Here is a 15538-nt window from a genome sequence, read left to right on the forward strand (position 1 = left end):
ATGAACGCATCCATCCTCACTGCCAGCCACTACGGCGTCGTGCATTTCGGTGACCTCTACTGCGAAGCGGTCGTGCTCACATCGGGCGAGCGCGGCTACATCCAACGCCAACTGGCCCGCGCACTGGGTCTGCGGGAGAAAAGTCCGGGTACGCAAATCGGCGCTTTGATCGAGGAATTCTCCGCTAAGTCCTTGTCAGAGTTCGAGAAAAAAGGGTACGCAAAGGTGCGCCTGCCCTCCGGTCAAACCGGAACTTTCTTTCCGGCAGGAATCGTCGGTGATGTGGCGCTCGGGGTCATCGATGCCGCGTTGCTCGGGCATCTGCATCCCAAGCGTCAACGCCTCATTCCCAACTGCCGAAAGATTCTGTCAGCACTGGCCACCACCGGCGAGGTCGCGCTGATCGACGAGGCTACTGGCTACCAGCACCACCGTGCGCCCGATGCGCTGCAGGAGCTGATCTCCAAGTTGCTGCGCCAGTCCTGCGCATCGTGGGAGCGCCGCTTCCACCCGGACTACTACCGCGCCATTTATCGGTTGTTCGGCTGGAAATACCAGGGCCACGACCAGAACCCTCCGCATGTCGTTGGCCAGATCACGCTGCGCTGGGTCTACGGGCCGGTGCTGCCAGAGGACTTGCTGGGCGAGATCCGCAATCGCAAGGGCATCTCGCAGAAGCACCACCAGTGGCTGTCCGATCAGGGACTCGCGCATCTGGAATCGCAGATTCACGCCGTCACGGCGATTGCGCGCAGTTCGCAGAGCTATCCCGACTTCAAGCGCCGCTGCGAGGCCGCCTTTGCTGGCGCTGCCCTGCAGTTGGGCCTGCTGCTCGATGAACTCGAGGAGGGGGCGTGAAATGCTGGGTCTGCAAACGACAGGCCCGGGGCTACGGCCACACCGACAACCGCCACGGTGTGGGCGATCCCCGGCGCTATCCCATCGACTGGGTGTTCTGTTCCCGTCGCTGCCAGGAGGCGTTTCACGCGCTGTACGGCAACTGGCAGCGGGCCAAGGAAGGTCGCATCGACAAGACGGAGGTCGCCATGATTGATCCGTCTAACGTCGAACTGGCCGCAATGCGTCATTGCCTCAAGGCCTTCGGCGAGGCAGCGGGCGAGATCGGCTTCACCAAGCCGCTGGGCGATTACTCCGAAGCCGAGGCCCTGCGGGTAATCGACGCCATCGTCACCTGCTGGTCGGATGCGATGGTCGCGCACCACGAGGCCACCAAATACCCGCCCGTGCGGGGGATGACCCCTGCACCCGATCAGCTGGCACCCGATGCCGCCAATCCGTTCGCGGACCTGGAGGACGACCTGCCCTGGGAAGAACCGAAGGGGAAGAAGCCATGATGGACTTCAACTCCACTTCGAGCATTTCGGGTCAGATCACTGCGCTCGTCGATGCCGGGTTGCAGCAGGCCCGCGCCCGCCAGTCTGAGCGCCAGTACCTCGGGGCCTCGCGCCTCGGGGTGGCCTGCGAGCGCGCGCTGCAGTTCGAGTACGCCAAGGCACCTATCGACCACGGGCGGGACACTTCGGGCCGGATGCTGCGCATCTTCGAGCGTGGCCACGTCATGGAGGACTGCATGGTCGCCTGGCTGCGGGACGCAGGTTTTGACTTGCGCACCCGAAAGGCCGACGGCGAGCAGTTCGGCTTCTCGGTGGCCGATGGTCGCCTGCAGGGCCACGTCGACGGCGTTGTCGTTGGAGGCCCCGAGGGCCTCGCCTATCCCGCGCTCTGGGAGTGCAAGTGCCTGGGCAACAAGTCCTGGAGCGATCTGGAGAAAAAGGGCTTGGCCATCTCCAAGCCCATCTACGCCGCGCAAGTGGCGATCTACCAAGTCTATCTCGAACTGCACGAGCACCCCGCGATCTTCACGGCGCTCAACGCCGACACGATGGAGATCTACACCGAGCTCGTGCCATTTGACGCGGCGCTGGCCCAGCGTATGTCGGATCGTGCGGTGAAGGTCATCACGGCGACCGAGGCTGGCGAGCTTCTGCCACGCGCCTTCCATGACCCGACCCACTTCGAATGCCGGATGTGCGCGTGGCAAGACCGCTGCTGGAGGACGCAGGCATGAATGCAAAAACTAATGAAACCATGATCGATGGCCGTGAGGCCTCAATCGCCTTGCGCTTGCCGTATTACTGGTTCCGGGACCCCACAGAACGTTCGCGCTACCGCATACCGCACTACGTTATGGGTGGCTTGATTCGATACCGTTTGTCCGAACTGTCGGAGTGGGCTGCCAAGAGTTCTGCCGTCAAGGAGTGGCGACCTGAAGAAGCACAGGGAGGCGACGCATGATCGATTTCAACGACGTGCCTCAACCCCCTGTGCCGGAAACCCGCGAAGCCGAGCGCGATGAAATTCGTGCTGAACTGATTGCGCGTCTGGAGGCTGTGCTGATCACGCTGTTCCCAGCTGGCAAGAAGCGCCGGGGTAAGTTCCTTATTGGGGATGTGCTGGGCAGCCCTGGCGATAGCCTGGAGGTGGTGCTCGAGGGTGACAAGGCGGGACTGTGGATGGATCGCGCCACCGGCGATGGCGGCGATATCTTTGATCTTATTGCCTGCCATTTAGCGCTATCCATACACACCGACTTCAATCGCGTGTTGGATGCCGCCGCCGATTTGCTTGGGCGTGCGCGCTCTGCGCCGGTGTCAAAGAGCAAGAAGCAATCGGCGCCTGTCGATGAACTTGGCCCGGCCACCGCCAAGTGGGACTACCTCGACGCCAATGGCAAGCTGCTCGCGGTCGTGTACCGCTACGACCCGCCCGGAGGCAAAAAGCAGTTCCGCCCCTGGGACGCTAAGCGGCACAAGATGGCACCGCCCGATCCACGCCCGCTGTACAACCAGCCTGGAATGGTCAGCGCCGCGCAGGTGGTGCTGGTCGAGGGCGAGAAATGCGCCCAGGCCTTGATCGACGCAGGTGTCAATGCCACCACGGCAATGCACGGTGCGAATGCCCCGGTCGACAAGACCGACTGGTCGCCGCTGTCCGGCAAGACCGTGCTGATCTGGCCTGACCGCGACAAGCCGGGCTGGGAATACGCAACACAAGCCGCGCAGGCCGTTCTGGTGGCAGGAGCGAAGTCCTGCCACATCCTGTACCCGCCCGAGGGTGCGCCGGAGGGTTGGGATGCGGCGGACGCCGTCGCCGAAGGCTTTGATGTTGCCACCTTTCTCACCCACGGCCCACGCCTGCAGATGCACGACGTGGCCGATTCCGATGAGCCCGTGCTCGGCAACGACGAGTCCGTTTGGGGTACAGAGGATGCGCTGGCGCTGGCCTTCACCCGCCGCTACCACCGCGACTGGCGATATGTCGCCGCGTGGGGCCGCTGGCTGGTATGGGACGGACAACGCTGGCGCACCGAGGACACACTGGCTGCAACTGACCTAATTCGCAGCGTCTGTCGCCAGACCGCCCTGCGCGCCGACAACCCCAAGGTGGCAGCCAAGCTCGCCAGCGCTGGAACGGTCAGTGGTGTGGAACGGCTGGCGCGTGCCGACCGCAGGCACGCCGCCACCACAGATGAATGGGATGCCGATCCGTGGCTGCTCAACACGCCCGGTGGCGTGGTCGATCTCAAGACCGGACGCAAGCGGGCAAATGAGCGCTCTGACCGGATGACCAAGATCACCACGGCCACACCGGACGGCGAATGTCCGCAGTGGACGGCGTTTCTGTCAGATGTGACGGGTGGCGATGTCGAACTGCAAACCTACCTGCAGCGGATGGTGGGCTATTGCCTGACGGGTGCGACCAGCGCCCACGCACTGTTCTTCCTGTACGGCACCGGTGCCAACGGCAAGAGCGTGTTCGCCAACGTCATCAGCACCATCCTCGGCGACTACGCCGCCACGGCGTCGATGGACACCTTTGTCGAAACCCGTGGAGACCGGCACCCGACCGATCTGGCGGGGCTGCGCGGCGCGCGCTTCGTGACGGCCATCGAAACCGAGCAGGGGCGGCGCTTGAACGAGTCGAAAGTCAAAGCCATCACGGGCGGCGACAAGATCTCTGCGCGCTTCATGCACAAGGATTTCTTCGAATACACGCCGCAATTCAAGCCGGTGATTGTCGGCAACCACAAGCCCGCTATTCGCAACATCGACGAAGCAATGCGGCGACGTCTGCACATGATTCCGTTCACGGTAACGATCCCGCCTGATCGGCGCGATCCACGTTTGACGGAAAAGCTGCTGGCCGAACGTGACGGCATCCTCGCCTGGGCCGTCGCCGGATGCCTTGCGTGGCAGCGTGAGGGCCTGAAGCCTCCCGCCTGCGTGCAGGCTGCGACCGAGGAGTACTTCGAGGCTGAGGATGCGCTGGGCCGATGGATCGACGAGCGCTGTGTGCGGGAGGTCAACGCCAAGTCACTGACCGCAGAGCTGTTCACGGATTGGAAGCAGTGGGCTGAAGCATCGGGTGAGTTCATCGGTTCGCAGCGCCGTTTTTCCGATCTGCTGATCACTCGTGGAATCGAGAAGTGGCGCAACAGCGCAGGTGTGCGCGGCTTTCAGGGCATTGGTCTGAAGTACCAGCCAGCACCGTCTTACACCCCCTACGCGGACAACTGAGCCAACCATGACAAACACACGGTCTGACGCAACTGACATGGCTCAACGTAACTTCTCTATACGCGTGCGCGTGCGTGCGCCTCACGGAGAAGTTATGTCTGACTGCGTCCGATGCGTCAGTCCAGCCAAGACAAGGACTGACACCATGAGCACAACCATCCTCGCCCTCGATCTGGGCACTACTACCGGCTGGGCGCTGCGCGGCAGCGATGGCCACATCACCAGCGGTTCCGAGATCTTCCGTCCGCAGCGTTTCGAAGGCGGCGGAATGCGCTTCCTGCGATTCAGACGCTGGCTCACTGAGATCAAGCAATCCTGCGACCGCATCGACTGCCTGCACTTCGAGGAGGTGCGTCGCCATGTCTCGACCGATGCCGCCCACGCCTACGGAGGATTCCTCGCCACGCTCACAGCTTGGTGCGAGCACCACCAGATCCCGTACCAAGGCGTGCCCGTAGGCACAATCAAGAAGCACGCCACAGGCAAGGGCAACGCGGGCAAGGAAGACGTCATCGCAGCCATGCGTGCGCGCGGCCACGCTCCGGCCGATGACAACGAAGCTGATGCGCTTGCCTTGCTGCACTGGGCTGTCCAGACCCAGGAGGTGTGACGTGAAGATTCCGACACCCCAATACCGCTGCCCCCTCGGTCGGCTGCTACCCCAAGCCACGGATCTGGACGCCGTCAAGGAACGTGGCTGGCGCGACCAACACATCCTGGTGGTGTCGCCCGATGACGAACGCCTCGACTGGATGGAGCGTGAACTGGTGCGCCAGATCGGCGAGCGTCTCTACGGCGCAGGAGGGCGACGTCATGGCTAACCGACACACAAACTGGACAATTGAGGATGTGGCCGCGCGCTTCGAGGAGGCGGCCGGCACCGGACGCCGCCTGCCACCCGTGCGGGTGCAGGGCTACTTCAACTGCTGGCCTGCCTTTGTGCGCAAGGAGTGGGAGTCGTTTGCTGCCGACGAGAAGGTGTACCGACCGTTGCCACCCAGTCCTGATGCTATCGACCGGATGTTGGAGACGATGCGCTGGGTGCAATGGCTCGAGGTGGAGCAACGGCATCTGGTGTGGATGCGGGCCAAGCGCTACGGCTGGAGGGACATTGCGATCCGCTTTGCCTGCGACCGGACGACAGCGTGGCGTCGCTGGCAAAGGGCACTGGAAATCGTGGCCACGCAGCTCAACGATGCCGCACATTGACGACTTGGCGGGCACGGCGGATAATAAATATTATTAATAGTTAGGAAAGCTGCCATGCCCACCAGTGTCGCCCTTGGCAATCACTTCGAAACCTTCGTCCGAGATCAGCTGCAAAGTGGTCGGTTCAACAATGCCAGCGAGGTGGTGCGTGCCGGGCTGCGTCTGCTGGAGGAGCGTGAGGAGCGCAAGCAACTCGAACTCGAGGCCCTGCGTGCCGAAATCGCGGCAGGTCGGGCCAGCGGCCCTGCCAAGTCAGCAGATGCGGTGTTCGACCGCCTCGAGGCCAAGTACGCGGCACAAGCTGAACGCTGATGCGCCTGGCCTTCACCCCGTTGGCCGAGCAAGACCTCGAAGCCATTGCCGACTACATCGCGGCTGGCAACCCTGTGCGCGCCTTGAGTTTCGTGCGTGAGCTGCGCGCGCAGTGCCAGCGCATCACCCTCAATCCATCCGGCTATCGCTTGCGCCCCGAGCTGGACGACGGCATCCGATCCTGCGCCCACGGCCACTACGTCATCTTCTTTGAAGCCACGGCCGAGGCAGTTTTGGTCGTCCGTGTCCTGCACGGCGCGCGTGATTTGCCTGCTGTGTTCAGGGCAGACGAACAATAGCTTTCAACTTCCCGAGCAACGTAGGGCAATGCGTGATGTGTTTGTCCTTGCTTTGACGCGTTTGTCCTTTTTGGGGACTGCCGGGTATGCAACAAAACAGCCCGGTCGGGGGTAGTATTTGAGCTATCTTCTGGACAGCGGTGACGGTTAAGGAAGTGGCCCAAGGCAAAAGGGGTCCTTCCTCGCCGAAATCCAATGCGGGGGGCGCGAGCGCGACGCTTTTTTAGCGTCAGGGCGCGGGCAAGGTTACCAGTCGGCCAGGTTACCGGCCCCGGTTACCACCCCCAGGCGCGGTTACCGCCCCACCAGAATCTTCATTCACCCAACCCGCCCGGCGGCAACGCTCGGCGGGTTTTGCTTTTGGGACTTCCACTTTGAACACGCTCAACGTCGAGTACCGCAAGGTCGAGGCGCTGATTCCCTACGCCCGCAATCCGCGCACGCACGCCGAGAGCCAGATCGCCAAGATCGCGGCCAGCATCGTCGAGTACGGCTGGACGAACCCGATCCTTGTCGATGGCGACAACGGCATCATCGCCGGGCACGGGCGTTTGGCCGCCGCGCGCAAGCTCGGGCTCGATCAGGTGCCAGTGATCGAACTGGCCCATCTGAACGTCGCGCAGAAGCGGGCACTGGTGATCGCCGACAACCGGCTGGCACTGGATGCGGGCTGGGACGAGGAGATGCTGGCCCTGGAGCTGGCCGATCTGTTCGAGGCGGGATACGACCTCGCTCTGACCGGTTTCGAGGATGCCGAGATCGAGGCACTGCTCACCGGTGACGTGACCGACGCCGATGCCGATTCCGATGCCGATGCAGAGCCGGCCACCGAGGAACCGGATGCCGCAGACGACGTGCCGGAAGCGCCCGTCGTAGCGGTGTCTCGCCCCGGCGATCTCTGGGCAATCGGCGCGCACCGCCTGATCTGTGGCGACGCCACCGACCGGGACGTGGTCGCTGTGCTGATGCAGGGTGACCTCTCTCGCCTGTGTTTCACCTCGCCGCCCTACGGCAACCAGCGCGACTACACCTCGGGCGGCATCACCGATTGGGATGGTCTGATGCGCGGGGTATTCGCGCACCTGCCGATGGCGGCCGATGGTCAGGTGCTGGTCAACCTGGGCCTGATCCACCGCGACAACGAGGTGATCCCGTATTGGGACGCTTGGCTGTCTTGGATGCGCCAGCAGGGCTGGCGGCGCTTTGCGTGGTACGTCTGGGATCAGGGGCCCGGGATGCCCGGCGACTGGGCAGGCCGCTTCGCCCCGAGCTTCGAGTTCGTTTTCCACTTCAACCGCGAAAGCCGCAAGCCGAACAAGATCGTGCCCTGCAAGCATGCTGGACAGGAATCGCACCTGCGCGCCGATGGCTCGTCCACGGCAATGCGCGGTAAGGATGGCGAGGTGGGCGGTTGGACGCACAAGGGCCAGCCGACACAGGACACCCGTATCCCCGACTCGGTGATCCGCGTGATGCGCCACAAGGGCAAGATCGGTCAGGACATCGATCACCCGGCTGTGTTCCCGGTGGCGCTGCCGGAATTCGTGATCGAGGCTTACACGGACGCGGGCGACATCGTTTTTGAGCCCTTCGGCGGCAGCGGCACGACGATGCTGGCGGCCGAGCGCACCGGTCGCATCTGCCGCAGCGTGGAAATCGCCCCGCAGTACGTGGATGTCGCCATCAAACGCTTCCAGCAGAACCACCCCGGCGTGCCGGTCACCTTGATCGCCACCGGTCAGTCCTTCGAGCAGGTCGCCGTTGAGCGCTCCACCACCCTGGATGCCGAGGAGGTGGCATGAACTGGCTGGCCGACAAGATCGAACAGTGGTCGACCGCCAAGCTGCTGCCCTACGCCCGCAACGCGCGCACCCATTCCGAGGAGCAGGTGGCGCAGATCGCCGCCAGCATCGCGGAGTTTGGATTCACCAATCCGATCCTGGCGGGCAGTGACGGCATCATCGTCGCGGGCCACGGTCGTCTCGCCGCCGCCCAGAAGCTCGGGCTGGAACGGGTGCCTGTCGTGGTGCTCGACCATCTAAGTGCGACCCAGCGCCGCGCCTTGGTCATTGCGGACAACCGCATCGCCGAGAACGCGGGCTGGGACGACGCGATGCTGCGGATCGAACTGGAAGCCTTGCAGCTCGAAGGCTTCGATCTGGACATCACCGGCTTCGACGCCGATGCCCTGGCCGAACTGATCGCCGGCGACGAGCTGGACAACGAGGGGCAGACCGATGAGGATGCGGTGCCCGAGGTCAGCGAGACACCCATCTCGCGCCCGGGCGATGTCTGGGTCATGGGCCAGCACCGGCTGCTGTGCGGCGACTCGACTGTGGCCGAGAGCTACGAGCAGTTGATGCAGGGCGACCTGGCGGACATGGTATTCACCGACCCACCGTACAACGTGAACTACGCCAACAGCGCCAAGGACAAGATGCGCGGTAAGGATCGCGCGATCCTCAACGACAACCTCGGTGATGGCTTCTACGACTTCCTGCTGGCGGCACTGACGCCCACCGTGGCTCGTTGCCGGGGAGGTATTTACGTGGCCATGTCATCCAGCGAGCTGGATGTGCTGCAGGCAGCCTTCCGCGCCGCCGGTGGCAAATGGTCGACCTTCATCATCTGGGCCAAGAACACCTTCACGCTGGGACGCGCCGACTACCAACGTCAGTACGAGCCGATCCTGTACGGTTGGCCCGAGGGGGCGACACGCCACTGGTGCGGCGACCGCGACCAGGGCGACGTCTGGAACATCAAGAAGCCGCAGAAGAACGACTTGCACCCGACGATGAAGCCGGTGGAGTTGGTCGAGCGCGCGATCCGCAATTCGAGCCGTCCCGGCAACGTGGTGCTCGATCCGTTCGGTGGCTCGGGGACGACCTTGATCGCCGCCGAGAAGGCAGGCCGCAAAGCACGGCTGATTGAACTGGATGCCAAGTATTGTGACGTCATTGTTGGGCGCTGGCAGGAGTGGTGCGGTGGGCAGGCCGTGCGGCAGGTCGATGGTGCCCGGTTCAATCATCTGGTCAGCGGGGCATCTATGGCAGAGGAGAGTCCCGGTACCAATGTTTGAGCGAATCCTGGCCAAGAGTAGGCCGTGGATACTGGGAGCCATTCCTTATCTGGTGCAAACTTCGCATTCTCAGATTTTGATTGCGAGCTGGCATGTTCACGCTTCACTGCACCAAAAAGCTACTCGACCGAATTGACCCGCAGGTCGCAGCGCCTGCACATTCGACTTCACGGCTTGGTGCCTGGTATGCCACGGCAATGTTCTGGAAACCGCAAATGGCGCTTCTGGTCAATGAGCGAACATTGTTGCCCGTGCTCTGCCCCTTGGCTCCGGCGGTCACGCTGGTGCAGCGTTTTCCTCAGGCGTTGAGTGTGATGTTGCAGGCGTTGGATTTGCCACCCGAATTCATTCGGGCTGAGATCGAGGAGATGCGCGAAGTGGTCTATGCCAAGACAGTTAATCGAAGTGTGGTTGGCATAATGAACGAGTTTTCCTTTCTCGCCGAGGGCTATCGCAGCCTGGAGGGCAAGATGGATCCATTGGAGATCTCTCTCAAATTGGCGAATACCCCGTGTGGTCCCCTTTACAAAGGGCCGGTCTTTCCAGAAAAGGCTGTTCGCGAGCTGGTCACGGGGGGCGTTTTTCACTGATGTTTCAGTGTCGGCCCTGGTCCCTGCTTTGCGCCAGTTCATGCAGGATCGCCTGGGCCTGGGTATCGCCGCGCAAAGCACGATACAACTGCCTGATGGCTTCTTCAAAGCTCACATCACTGCGGCGGTTTTCCAGTAGCCAGCGAATGGCGCTGGCCTGATCTGTGGGGGCTGTATTGCTCATTGCTGTGTCTCTTGATCCGTGTAATTACGCTATGCGATAGACCCGCTCGCCGCCCTGTGGCTTGTCCGACACGATGGTCAGGCCCAGCTTCTTCTTGAAAGCCCCGGCGAAGGTACCGCGTACCGTGTGCGCCTGCCAGCCGGTGGCGGCACAGATCTGGTCGATGGTTGCGCCCTCGGGGCGTTGCAGCATCCGGATCACTTCGGCTTGCTTGCTGTTGTCGCGGGTGCGCGGCTTGACCCACGTTGCTTCGGCGGCGATTACGGCGGCTTCCAGTTCGGGATCGCTCATGGCGGCTGGCGCGCCTTCTGCGTTGGCAATGATCTGGTCGAGATTGGCTTCGAATTGACCGATGCTCGTCTTGTTCACTCCGGGGCGAGTTACCCCCAAGGCGTCGTAGGCCTCGGCGGCGACGAACCAGTCGGTGCCGTCGGTGGTGATCAGGGCACGGTTGAACATCCCGTCTAGCACTTTCTTGCGCGCGCCGCCTTTGATGTTGTCGGGGAACCAGTCGATCTTGCCTGCGCTGGTATTGATGGCCTTGGCCAGGATGGCGTGCTGGGCGGGGGTCAGGTTGGTGGTGGGCATGGGCTGCTCCTTCGGGGGTGGTGGATGACGATGTGATGAACGCGCTGTCCGGGACTGAAGCCAAGCGCTTTCTGCTTGGCTTGGCAGCTTTCCGGTCAGTCCTTGGCGATTTCCCCTTCCGTGGCCTTCGGGATCGATGTGCCGAGTTCAACGCCCGCCTTGAAGGCCGCTTCCAACGCGTCCCGGATGCACCACACCGCCGTGTCGTGGAAGTCCAGGCTGTCGGCGTGGCGGGTTTGCAGGGTGTCGATGCCCAGATGCTTCTCGGCGATCAGGGTGAGGATGGTGTCGATCTGGCTCATGGCGTTTCCCTTCGGGGTGTGGTTGGCGTGACGTGATGAACGCGCTGTTCCTGATGGAAGCCAAGCTCAATCCGCAGGAATGACGAACAGATGATTGAAGAAGGTGACGATGGGACTCTCGATTCGCGCCTACGCGCGCCACCGTAGCGTGTCGCACGTGGCCGTGAAAAAGGCCATCGACACCGGGCGGATCACGCCGCTGTCTGACGGCACGATTGATCCGGACACGGCGGACGCCCAGTGGGCACAAAACACATTGCAGCCGCGCAGTGCTGCTGCGCCAGAGAAGGTCAGCACCGCGAAGGCGCGGCGCGTGGTAGCGACGGAACAAGCAGTACCCCAGCGCGATGCTGTCGACGCCAGCACCGCGCCGATGTCGACGAGCGGCACCTCGCTGTTGCAGGCGCGCACCGTCAACGAGGTGCTCAAGGCCAAGCTCAACAACCTGGAGCTGGCGCACCGCAAGAAGGAACTGGTGGATCGGGCGCAGGCCGTGGCACACGTTTTCAAGCTCGCGCGCATTGAGCGTGATGCGTGGTTGAACTGGCCTGCGCGCGTCTCCGGCCAGATGGCATCCACGCTCGGCATCGACGCGCACCAGATGCACGTGGCGCTCGAATCTGCCGTGCGCGAACACTTGATTGAGTTGGGCGAGTTGCGTCCGCGCGTGGATTGATGATGATGGACTACGAAGGTGCCCAGGAAATCGAACGGGCGTGGCGCGATGGGCTCACTCCCGACCCGCTGCTCACGGTATCGGAATGGTCAGATCGCCACCGGATGCTCTCCAGCAAGGCGTCTGCCGAGCCGGGGCGCTGGCGCACCAGCCGCACGCCGTACCTCAAGGCGATCATGGATTGCCTGTCGCCGACTTCTCCGGTCGAGCGGGTGGTGTTCATGAAGGCAGCGCAGCTCGGTGCGACCGAGATGGGGTCGAACTGGATCGGCTACGTCATTCACCACGCGCCGGGGCCGATGATGGCTGTCTGGCCGACGGTGGAGATGGCCAAGCGCAATTCCAAGCAGCGGATTGACCCGCTGATCGAGGAGTCGTCCGCCTTGGCCGAACTGATCGCCCCGGCGCGCTCGCGCGACTCGGGCAACACCATTCTGGCCAAGGAGTTCCGGGGCGGCGTGCTGGTGATGACCGGGGCGAACAGTGCAGTAGGCTTGCGCTCGATGCCGGTGCGCTACCTGTTCCTCGACGAGGTTGACGGGTATCCGCTGGATGTCGAGGGTGAAGGCGATGCGATCTCGCTGGCCGAGGCGCGCACGCGCACCTTTTCCAGGCGCAAGATCTTCATCGTGTCGACGCCAACGATCTCGGGGGCATCGGCCATCGAGCGTGAGTACGAGGCCAGCGATCAGCGCCGCTACTTCGTGCCGTGCCCGCACTGCAACCACCCGCAGTCGCTGCGCTTCGAGCAACTGCGCTGGGACAAGGGGCAACCGGAAACCGCTGCCTACATCTGCGAGGCCTGCGACACCGCGATTTCCGAGCACCACAAGACCTGGATGCTGGAGCGCGGCGAGTGGCAGGCGATGGCGCAGGGCAAGACGGCAGGCTTTCACTTGTCGTCCCTGTACAGCCCAGTGGGTTGGCGCTCCTGGCGTGATATCGCTGCTGCGTGGGAAGCCGCCGTCAACAAGGAGTCGGGATCGGCCGCCGCGATCAAGACCTTCAAGAACACCGAACTGGGCGAGACCTGGGTCGAGGAAGGTGAAGCACCTGACTGGCAACGGCTGGTCGAGCGCCGTGAGGAGTACCGCATCGGCAGCGTGCCGCAAGGCGGTCTGCTGCTGGTCGGCGGCGCGGACGTGCAGAAGGATCGCATCGAGGCCTCGGTCTGGGCCTTCGGGCGCGGCAAGGAATCGTGGCTGGTCGAGCACCGCGTGCTGATGGGCGACACCGCCCGCGACGCGGTGTGGAAAGCCTTGGCCGCGATGCTCGCCGAGCAGTGGACGCACGCCTCGGGCGCGGCGATGCCACTGGCGCGCTTCGCGCTGGACACCGGCTTTGCCACGCAGGAGGCCTATGCCTTCATGCGTGCCTGCCACGATCCGCGCGTGATGGCGGTCAAGGGCGTACAGCGCGGTGCCGCTCTGATCGGCACGCCGACGGCCATCGATGTCTCGCAGGGCGGAAAGAAGCTGCGCCGGGGCATCAAGGTTTTCACGGTGGCGGTTGGGATCGCCAAGCTGGAGTTTTACAACAACCTGCGCAAGAGCGCGGATGTGGGCGAGGACGGCTTGACCCCGGTGTTTCCGGCTGGGTTCGTCCATCTGCCCAAGATCGACGCCGAGTTCATCCAGCAACTGTGCGCCGAGCAACTGATCACCCGCCGCGACCGCAACGGATTCCCGGTGCGCGAGTGGCAAAAGATGCGCGAGCGCAATGAAGCGCTCGACTGCTACGTCTACGCCCGCGCGGCCGCATCGGCGGCCGGACTGGATCGCTTCGAGGAACGCCACTGGCGGGAGTTGGAGCGGCAACTTGGGGTTGCGCCCCCACCGGATGAGCCACCGCCCATCCAAGACATCGAATTGAACGAGGCCACCCATAGCGGTGGCCTCGCTGTTTCTGGCAACCGCAATTCTGGTAGGCGGGTCATCAAGAGCCGCTGGCTCGGCTGACTGACACGCCGATGAGGACACCGTGACTTACACCACCACCCAACTCGAAGCGCTCAAACGGGCTCTTGCCACCGGCGAGCGGCGTGTGAGCTTCGGCGACAAGACGGTCGAGTACCGCAGCGTCGAAGAGATCCAGGCCGCAATCCGCACGGTCGAGGCGGAGATCGCGCGCAACGCCGGTGCCAGCCCGAAGCGCCAGATCCGCATCACGACTGCGAAGGGCTTCTGATGGCTTGGTACTCGAAAATTCGCAGCCTATTTGGTCAGCCGCCCGTTCACGAGGCGGCCGGTCGTGGCCGTCGTTCACTGGCGTGGATGCCCGGCAACCCCGGCGCGGTCGCCGCGATGCTGGCGACCAGCAACGAACTGCGCGGCAAGAGCCGTGACCTCGTGCGCCGCAATGCGTGGGCGCAGGCCGGGATCGAAGCCTTCGTGGCCAATGCGGTCGGTACTGGCATCAAGCCGCAAAGTCTGTCCGGTGACGAGCGGTTCAAGGCCGAGGTGCAGGCGCTGTGGCGTGATTGGGTCGAGGAAGCCGACGCGGCCGGACAGACGGACTTCTACGGCCTGCAGGCGCTGGCCTGTCGGGCGATGCTCGAAGGGGGTGAATGCCTGATCCGGCTGCGGCCACGGCGCCCGGAGGATGGCCTGTCGGTGCCCCTGCAGCTTCAACTCCTGGAGCCGGAGCACCTGCCCATCAACCTGAACACCGATCTGCCGTCGGGCAACGTCGTGCGCTCCGGCATCGAGTTCGACAACCTTGGACGGCGCGTGGCCTACCACCTGTACCGCTCGCACCCTGAGGACGGGCGATTGGCTCCGATGTCGGGTCAGGGCGGGATGGACACGGTGCGCATCGAGGCCAAGGAGATCATTCACCTGTTCCGCGTGCTGCGCCCAGGCCAGATCCGGGGCGAGCCGTGGCTGTCGCGGGCGCTGGTCAAGCTCAACGAGCTCGACCAGTACGACGACGCCGAGCTGGTGCGCAAGAAGACCGCAGCGATGTTCGCGGGCTTCGTCACGCGCGCCAACCCGGAGGACAACTTGATGGGCGAAGGCGCAGCGGACGCCGACGGGATTGCGCTTGCCGGACTGGAGCCGGGCACGTTGCAGATCCTGGAGCCGGGCGAGGACATCAAGTTCTCCGATCCGGCTGACGTTGGCGGTTCGTACTCCGAATTCCTGCGCACCCAGTTCCGCGCGGTTGCCGCCGCCATTGGTATCACCTACGAGCAGTTGACCGGCGATCTGACCGGCGTGAACTACTCGTCCATTCGCGCCGGGATGCTGGAGTTCCGGCGTCGCTGCGAGATGGTGCAGCACGGGGTGCTGGTGCATCAGATGTGCCGTCCGGTGTGGGCAGCCTGGATGAAGCAGGCGGTGCTTGCCGGTGCAATCGACGCCCCCGGGTTCGCGCGTGGCGGGTCAGCCCGTCGTCGTCAGTACCTCGCGGTGAAGTGGATTCCCCAGGGCTGGCAGTGGGTCGATCCCGAGAAGGAATTCAAGGCGATGTTGCTGGCGATCCGCGCAGGCTTGATGTCTCGCTCGGAAGCCATCTCAGCCAACGGCTACGACGCTGAAGACGTCGACCGGGAGATCGCTGCCGACAACCAGCGCGCCGACGACCTCGGACTGATCTTCGACTCCGACCCTCGCTACACGTCGAAGGACGGCGGCAGTGCGGAACCCAACCGCAATACCGCCGACGCCGACGCATCCGGCACCAATTCGACTGCCTGAAGG

General features: G+C 63.6%; 20 protein-coding genes. 17 read left to right on the forward strand and 3 right to left on the reverse strand.

Annotated features, from left to right (window positions below; translation table 11 throughout):
• From E2583_RS08440 to E2583_RS08500, 13 genes are all read left to right on the forward strand, one after another.
• Positions 1 to 858: a P63C domain-containing protein gene (locus tag E2583_RS08440; protein WP_158383924.1), complete on the forward strand. Its 858-nt coding sequence runs from the start codon at positions 1 to 3 to the stop codon at positions 856 to 858.
• Entirely contained in the window at positions 855 to 1355 is a 501-nt protein-coding gene (locus E2583_RS08445) for a DUF6511 domain-containing protein (RefSeq protein ID WP_279872945.1), read from the forward strand. Before E2583_RS08440 ends, E2583_RS08445 begins: the two co-directional genes overlap by 4 nt.
• Positions 1352 to 2089 carry a hypothetical protein gene (locus E2583_RS08450; protein ID WP_279872943.1) on the forward strand — a complete coding sequence of 246 codons (738 nt, stop codon included), beginning with the start codon at positions 1352 to 1354 and terminating at the stop codon, positions 2087 to 2089. The genes E2583_RS08445 and E2583_RS08450 overlap by 4 nt, the downstream gene beginning before the upstream one ends.
• Positions 2086 to 2316 carry a hypothetical protein gene (locus tag E2583_RS08455; RefSeq protein WP_158383921.1) on the forward strand — a complete coding sequence of 77 codons (231 nt, stop codon included), beginning with the start codon at positions 2086 to 2088 and terminating at the stop codon, positions 2314 to 2316. The genes E2583_RS08450 and E2583_RS08455 overlap by 4 nt, the downstream gene beginning before the upstream one ends.
• Positions 2313 to 4598, forward strand: coding sequence for a phage/plasmid primase, P4 family (locus tag E2583_RS08460; protein ID WP_279872942.1), 2286 nt, complete (start codon positions 2313 to 2315; stop codon positions 4596 to 4598). The genes E2583_RS08455 and E2583_RS08460 overlap by 4 nt, the downstream gene beginning before the upstream one ends.
• Before the next feature lie 145 nt (positions 4599 to 4743).
• Complete coding sequence (locus E2583_RS08465; protein ID WP_158383919.1) at positions 4744 to 5208, forward strand: crossover junction endodeoxyribonuclease RuvC; 465 nt, start codon at positions 4744 to 4746, stop codon at positions 5206 to 5208.
• Between the two features lies 1 nt (position 5209).
• On the forward strand, positions 5210 to 5419 hold the full coding sequence (locus E2583_RS08470; protein ID WP_291594836.1) for a hypothetical protein: 210 nt from the start codon (positions 5210 to 5212) through the stop codon (positions 5417 to 5419).
• A complete protein-coding gene (locus E2583_RS08475; protein WP_158383917.1) occupies positions 5412 to 5807 on the forward strand; it encodes a DUF6362 family protein in 396 nt (131 codons plus the stop codon). The genes E2583_RS08470 and E2583_RS08475 overlap by 8 nt, the downstream gene beginning before the upstream one ends.
• 54 nt (positions 5808 to 5861) lie before the next feature.
• Positions 5862 to 6119 (forward strand): type II toxin-antitoxin system ParD family antitoxin, encoded by a 258-nt coding sequence (locus E2583_RS08480; protein WP_207374508.1) that lies wholly within the window; start codon positions 5862 to 5864, stop codon positions 6117 to 6119.
• Positions 6119 to 6418 carry a type II toxin-antitoxin system RelE/ParE family toxin gene (locus E2583_RS08485; protein ID WP_207374507.1) on the forward strand — a complete coding sequence of 100 codons (300 nt, stop codon included), beginning with the start codon at positions 6119 to 6121 and terminating at the stop codon, positions 6416 to 6418. Before E2583_RS08480 ends, E2583_RS08485 begins: the two co-directional genes overlap by 1 nt.
• Before the next feature lie 374 nt (positions 6419 to 6792).
• On the forward strand, positions 6793 to 8220 hold the full coding sequence (locus tag E2583_RS08490) for a site-specific DNA-methyltransferase (RefSeq protein WP_291594841.1): 1428 nt from the start codon (positions 6793 to 6795) through the stop codon (positions 8218 to 8220).
• Positions 8217 to 9497 carry a site-specific DNA-methyltransferase gene (locus tag E2583_RS08495; RefSeq protein ID WP_291594843.1) on the forward strand — a complete coding sequence of 427 codons (1281 nt, stop codon included), beginning with the start codon at positions 8217 to 8219 and terminating at the stop codon, positions 9495 to 9497. The genes E2583_RS08490 and E2583_RS08495 overlap by 4 nt, the downstream gene beginning before the upstream one ends.
• 92 nt (positions 9498 to 9589) lie before the next feature.
• Positions 9590 to 10087 (forward strand): hypothetical protein, encoded by a 498-nt coding sequence (locus tag E2583_RS08500; protein ID WP_158383912.1) that lies wholly within the window; start codon positions 9590 to 9592, stop codon positions 10085 to 10087.
• 4 nt (positions 10088 to 10091) lie between these two features.
• On the opposite strand, the gene E2583_RS08505 is transcribed toward E2583_RS08500, so the two are convergent.
• The 3 genes from E2583_RS08505 to E2583_RS08515 form a co-directional block, all read right to left on the reverse strand.
• The gene (locus E2583_RS08505; RefSeq protein WP_291594846.1) at positions 10092 to 10271 is read right to left on the reverse strand and encodes a hypothetical protein; all 180 of its coding nucleotides are present in this window, start codon (positions 10269 to 10271) and stop codon (positions 10092 to 10094) included.
• A gap of 24 nt (positions 10272 to 10295) precedes the next feature.
• Positions 10296 to 10859, reverse strand: coding sequence for a DUF3489 domain-containing protein (locus E2583_RS08510; protein ID WP_291594848.1), 564 nt, complete (start codon positions 10857 to 10859; stop codon positions 10296 to 10298).
• 95 nt (positions 10860 to 10954) lie between these two features.
• Positions 10955 to 11161 carry a hypothetical protein gene (locus tag E2583_RS08515; RefSeq protein ID WP_158383909.1) on the reverse strand — a complete coding sequence of 69 codons (207 nt, stop codon included), beginning with the start codon at positions 11159 to 11161 and terminating at the stop codon, positions 10955 to 10957.
• A gap of 109 nt (positions 11162 to 11270) precedes the next feature.
• Between E2583_RS08515 and E2583_RS08520 the strand changes: the two genes are divergently transcribed.
• From E2583_RS08520 to E2583_RS08535, 4 genes are read left to right on the forward strand one after another with little or no spacing between them, the layout of a single operon-like run.
• Complete coding sequence (locus tag E2583_RS08520) at positions 11271 to 11837, forward strand: elements of external origin (RefSeq protein ID WP_291595039.1); 567 nt, start codon at positions 11271 to 11273, stop codon at positions 11835 to 11837.
• Positions 11837 to 13795 carry a phage terminase large subunit family protein gene (locus E2583_RS08525; RefSeq protein ID WP_291594852.1) on the forward strand — a complete coding sequence of 653 codons (1959 nt, stop codon included), beginning with the start codon at positions 11837 to 11839 and terminating at the stop codon, positions 13793 to 13795. Before E2583_RS08520 ends, E2583_RS08525 begins: the two co-directional genes overlap by 1 nt.
• Positions 13796 to 13817: 22 nt before the next feature.
• Complete coding sequence (locus tag E2583_RS08530) at positions 13818 to 14024, forward strand: hypothetical protein (protein WP_291594854.1); 207 nt, start codon at positions 13818 to 13820, stop codon at positions 14022 to 14024.
• A complete protein-coding gene (locus tag E2583_RS08535; RefSeq protein ID WP_291594855.1) occupies positions 14024 to 15535 on the forward strand; it encodes a phage portal protein in 1512 nt (503 codons plus the stop codon). Before E2583_RS08530 ends, E2583_RS08535 begins: the two co-directional genes overlap by 1 nt.
• Positions 15536 to 15538: the final 3 nt, after the last annotated feature.

It is taken from the genome of Comamonas sp. (assembly GCF_009360615.1).
Lineage (GTDB): Bacteria > Pseudomonadota > Gammaproteobacteria > Burkholderiales > Burkholderiaceae_C > Comamonas.

Excerpts from the sequence above, each read along its gene's own strand:
- E2583_RS08440 (WP_158383924.1), top strand. The coding sequence starts at position 1 with ATGAACGCATCCATCCTCACTGCCAGCCACTACGGCGTCGTGCATTTC.
- E2583_RS08450 (WP_279872943.1), top strand. The coding sequence starts at position 1,352 with ATGATGGACTTCAACTCCACTTCGAGCATTTCGGGTCAGATCACTGCG.
- E2583_RS08455 (WP_158383921.1), top strand. The coding sequence starts at position 2,086 with ATGAATGCAAAAACTAATGAAACCATGATCGATGGCCGTGAGGCCTCA.
- E2583_RS08460 (WP_279872942.1), top strand. The coding sequence starts at position 2,313 with ATGATCGATTTCAACGACGTGCCTCAACCCCCTGTGCCGGAAACCCGC.
- E2583_RS08465 (WP_158383919.1), top strand. The coding sequence starts at position 4,744 with ATGAGCACAACCATCCTCGCCCTCGATCTGGGCACTACTACCGGCTGG.
- E2583_RS08475 (WP_158383917.1), top strand. The coding sequence starts at position 5,412 with ATGGCTAACCGACACACAAACTGGACAATTGAGGATGTGGCCGCGCGC.
- E2583_RS08480 (WP_207374508.1), top strand. The coding sequence starts at position 5,862 with ATGCCCACCAGTGTCGCCCTTGGCAATCACTTCGAAACCTTCGTCCGA.
- E2583_RS08485 (WP_207374507.1), top strand. The coding sequence starts at position 6,119 with ATGCGCCTGGCCTTCACCCCGTTGGCCGAGCAAGACCTCGAAGCCATT.
- E2583_RS08495 (WP_291594843.1), top strand. The coding sequence starts at position 8,217 with ATGAACTGGCTGGCCGACAAGATCGAACAGTGGTCGACCGCCAAGCTG.
- E2583_RS08500 (WP_158383912.1), top strand. The coding sequence starts at position 9,590 with ATGTTCACGCTTCACTGCACCAAAAAGCTACTCGACCGAATTGACCCG.
- E2583_RS08505 (WP_291594846.1), bottom strand. The coding sequence starts at position 10,271 with ATGAGCAATACAGCCCCCACAGATCAGGCCAGCGCCATTCGCTGGCTA.
- E2583_RS08510 (WP_291594848.1), bottom strand. The coding sequence starts at position 10,859 with ATGCCCACCACCAACCTGACCCCCGCCCAGCACGCCATCCTGGCCAAG.
- E2583_RS08515 (WP_158383909.1), bottom strand. The coding sequence starts at position 11,161 with ATGAGCCAGATCGACACCATCCTCACCCTGATCGCCGAGAAGCATCTG.
- E2583_RS08520 (WP_291595039.1), top strand. The coding sequence starts at position 11,271 with ATGGGACTCTCGATTCGCGCCTACGCGCGCCACCGTAGCGTGTCGCAC.
- E2583_RS08525 (WP_291594852.1), top strand. The coding sequence starts at position 11,837 with ATGATGATGGACTACGAAGGTGCCCAGGAAATCGAACGGGCGTGGCGC.
- E2583_RS08535 (WP_291594855.1), top strand. The coding sequence starts at position 14,024 with ATGGCTTGGTACTCGAAAATTCGCAGCCTATTTGGTCAGCCGCCCGTT.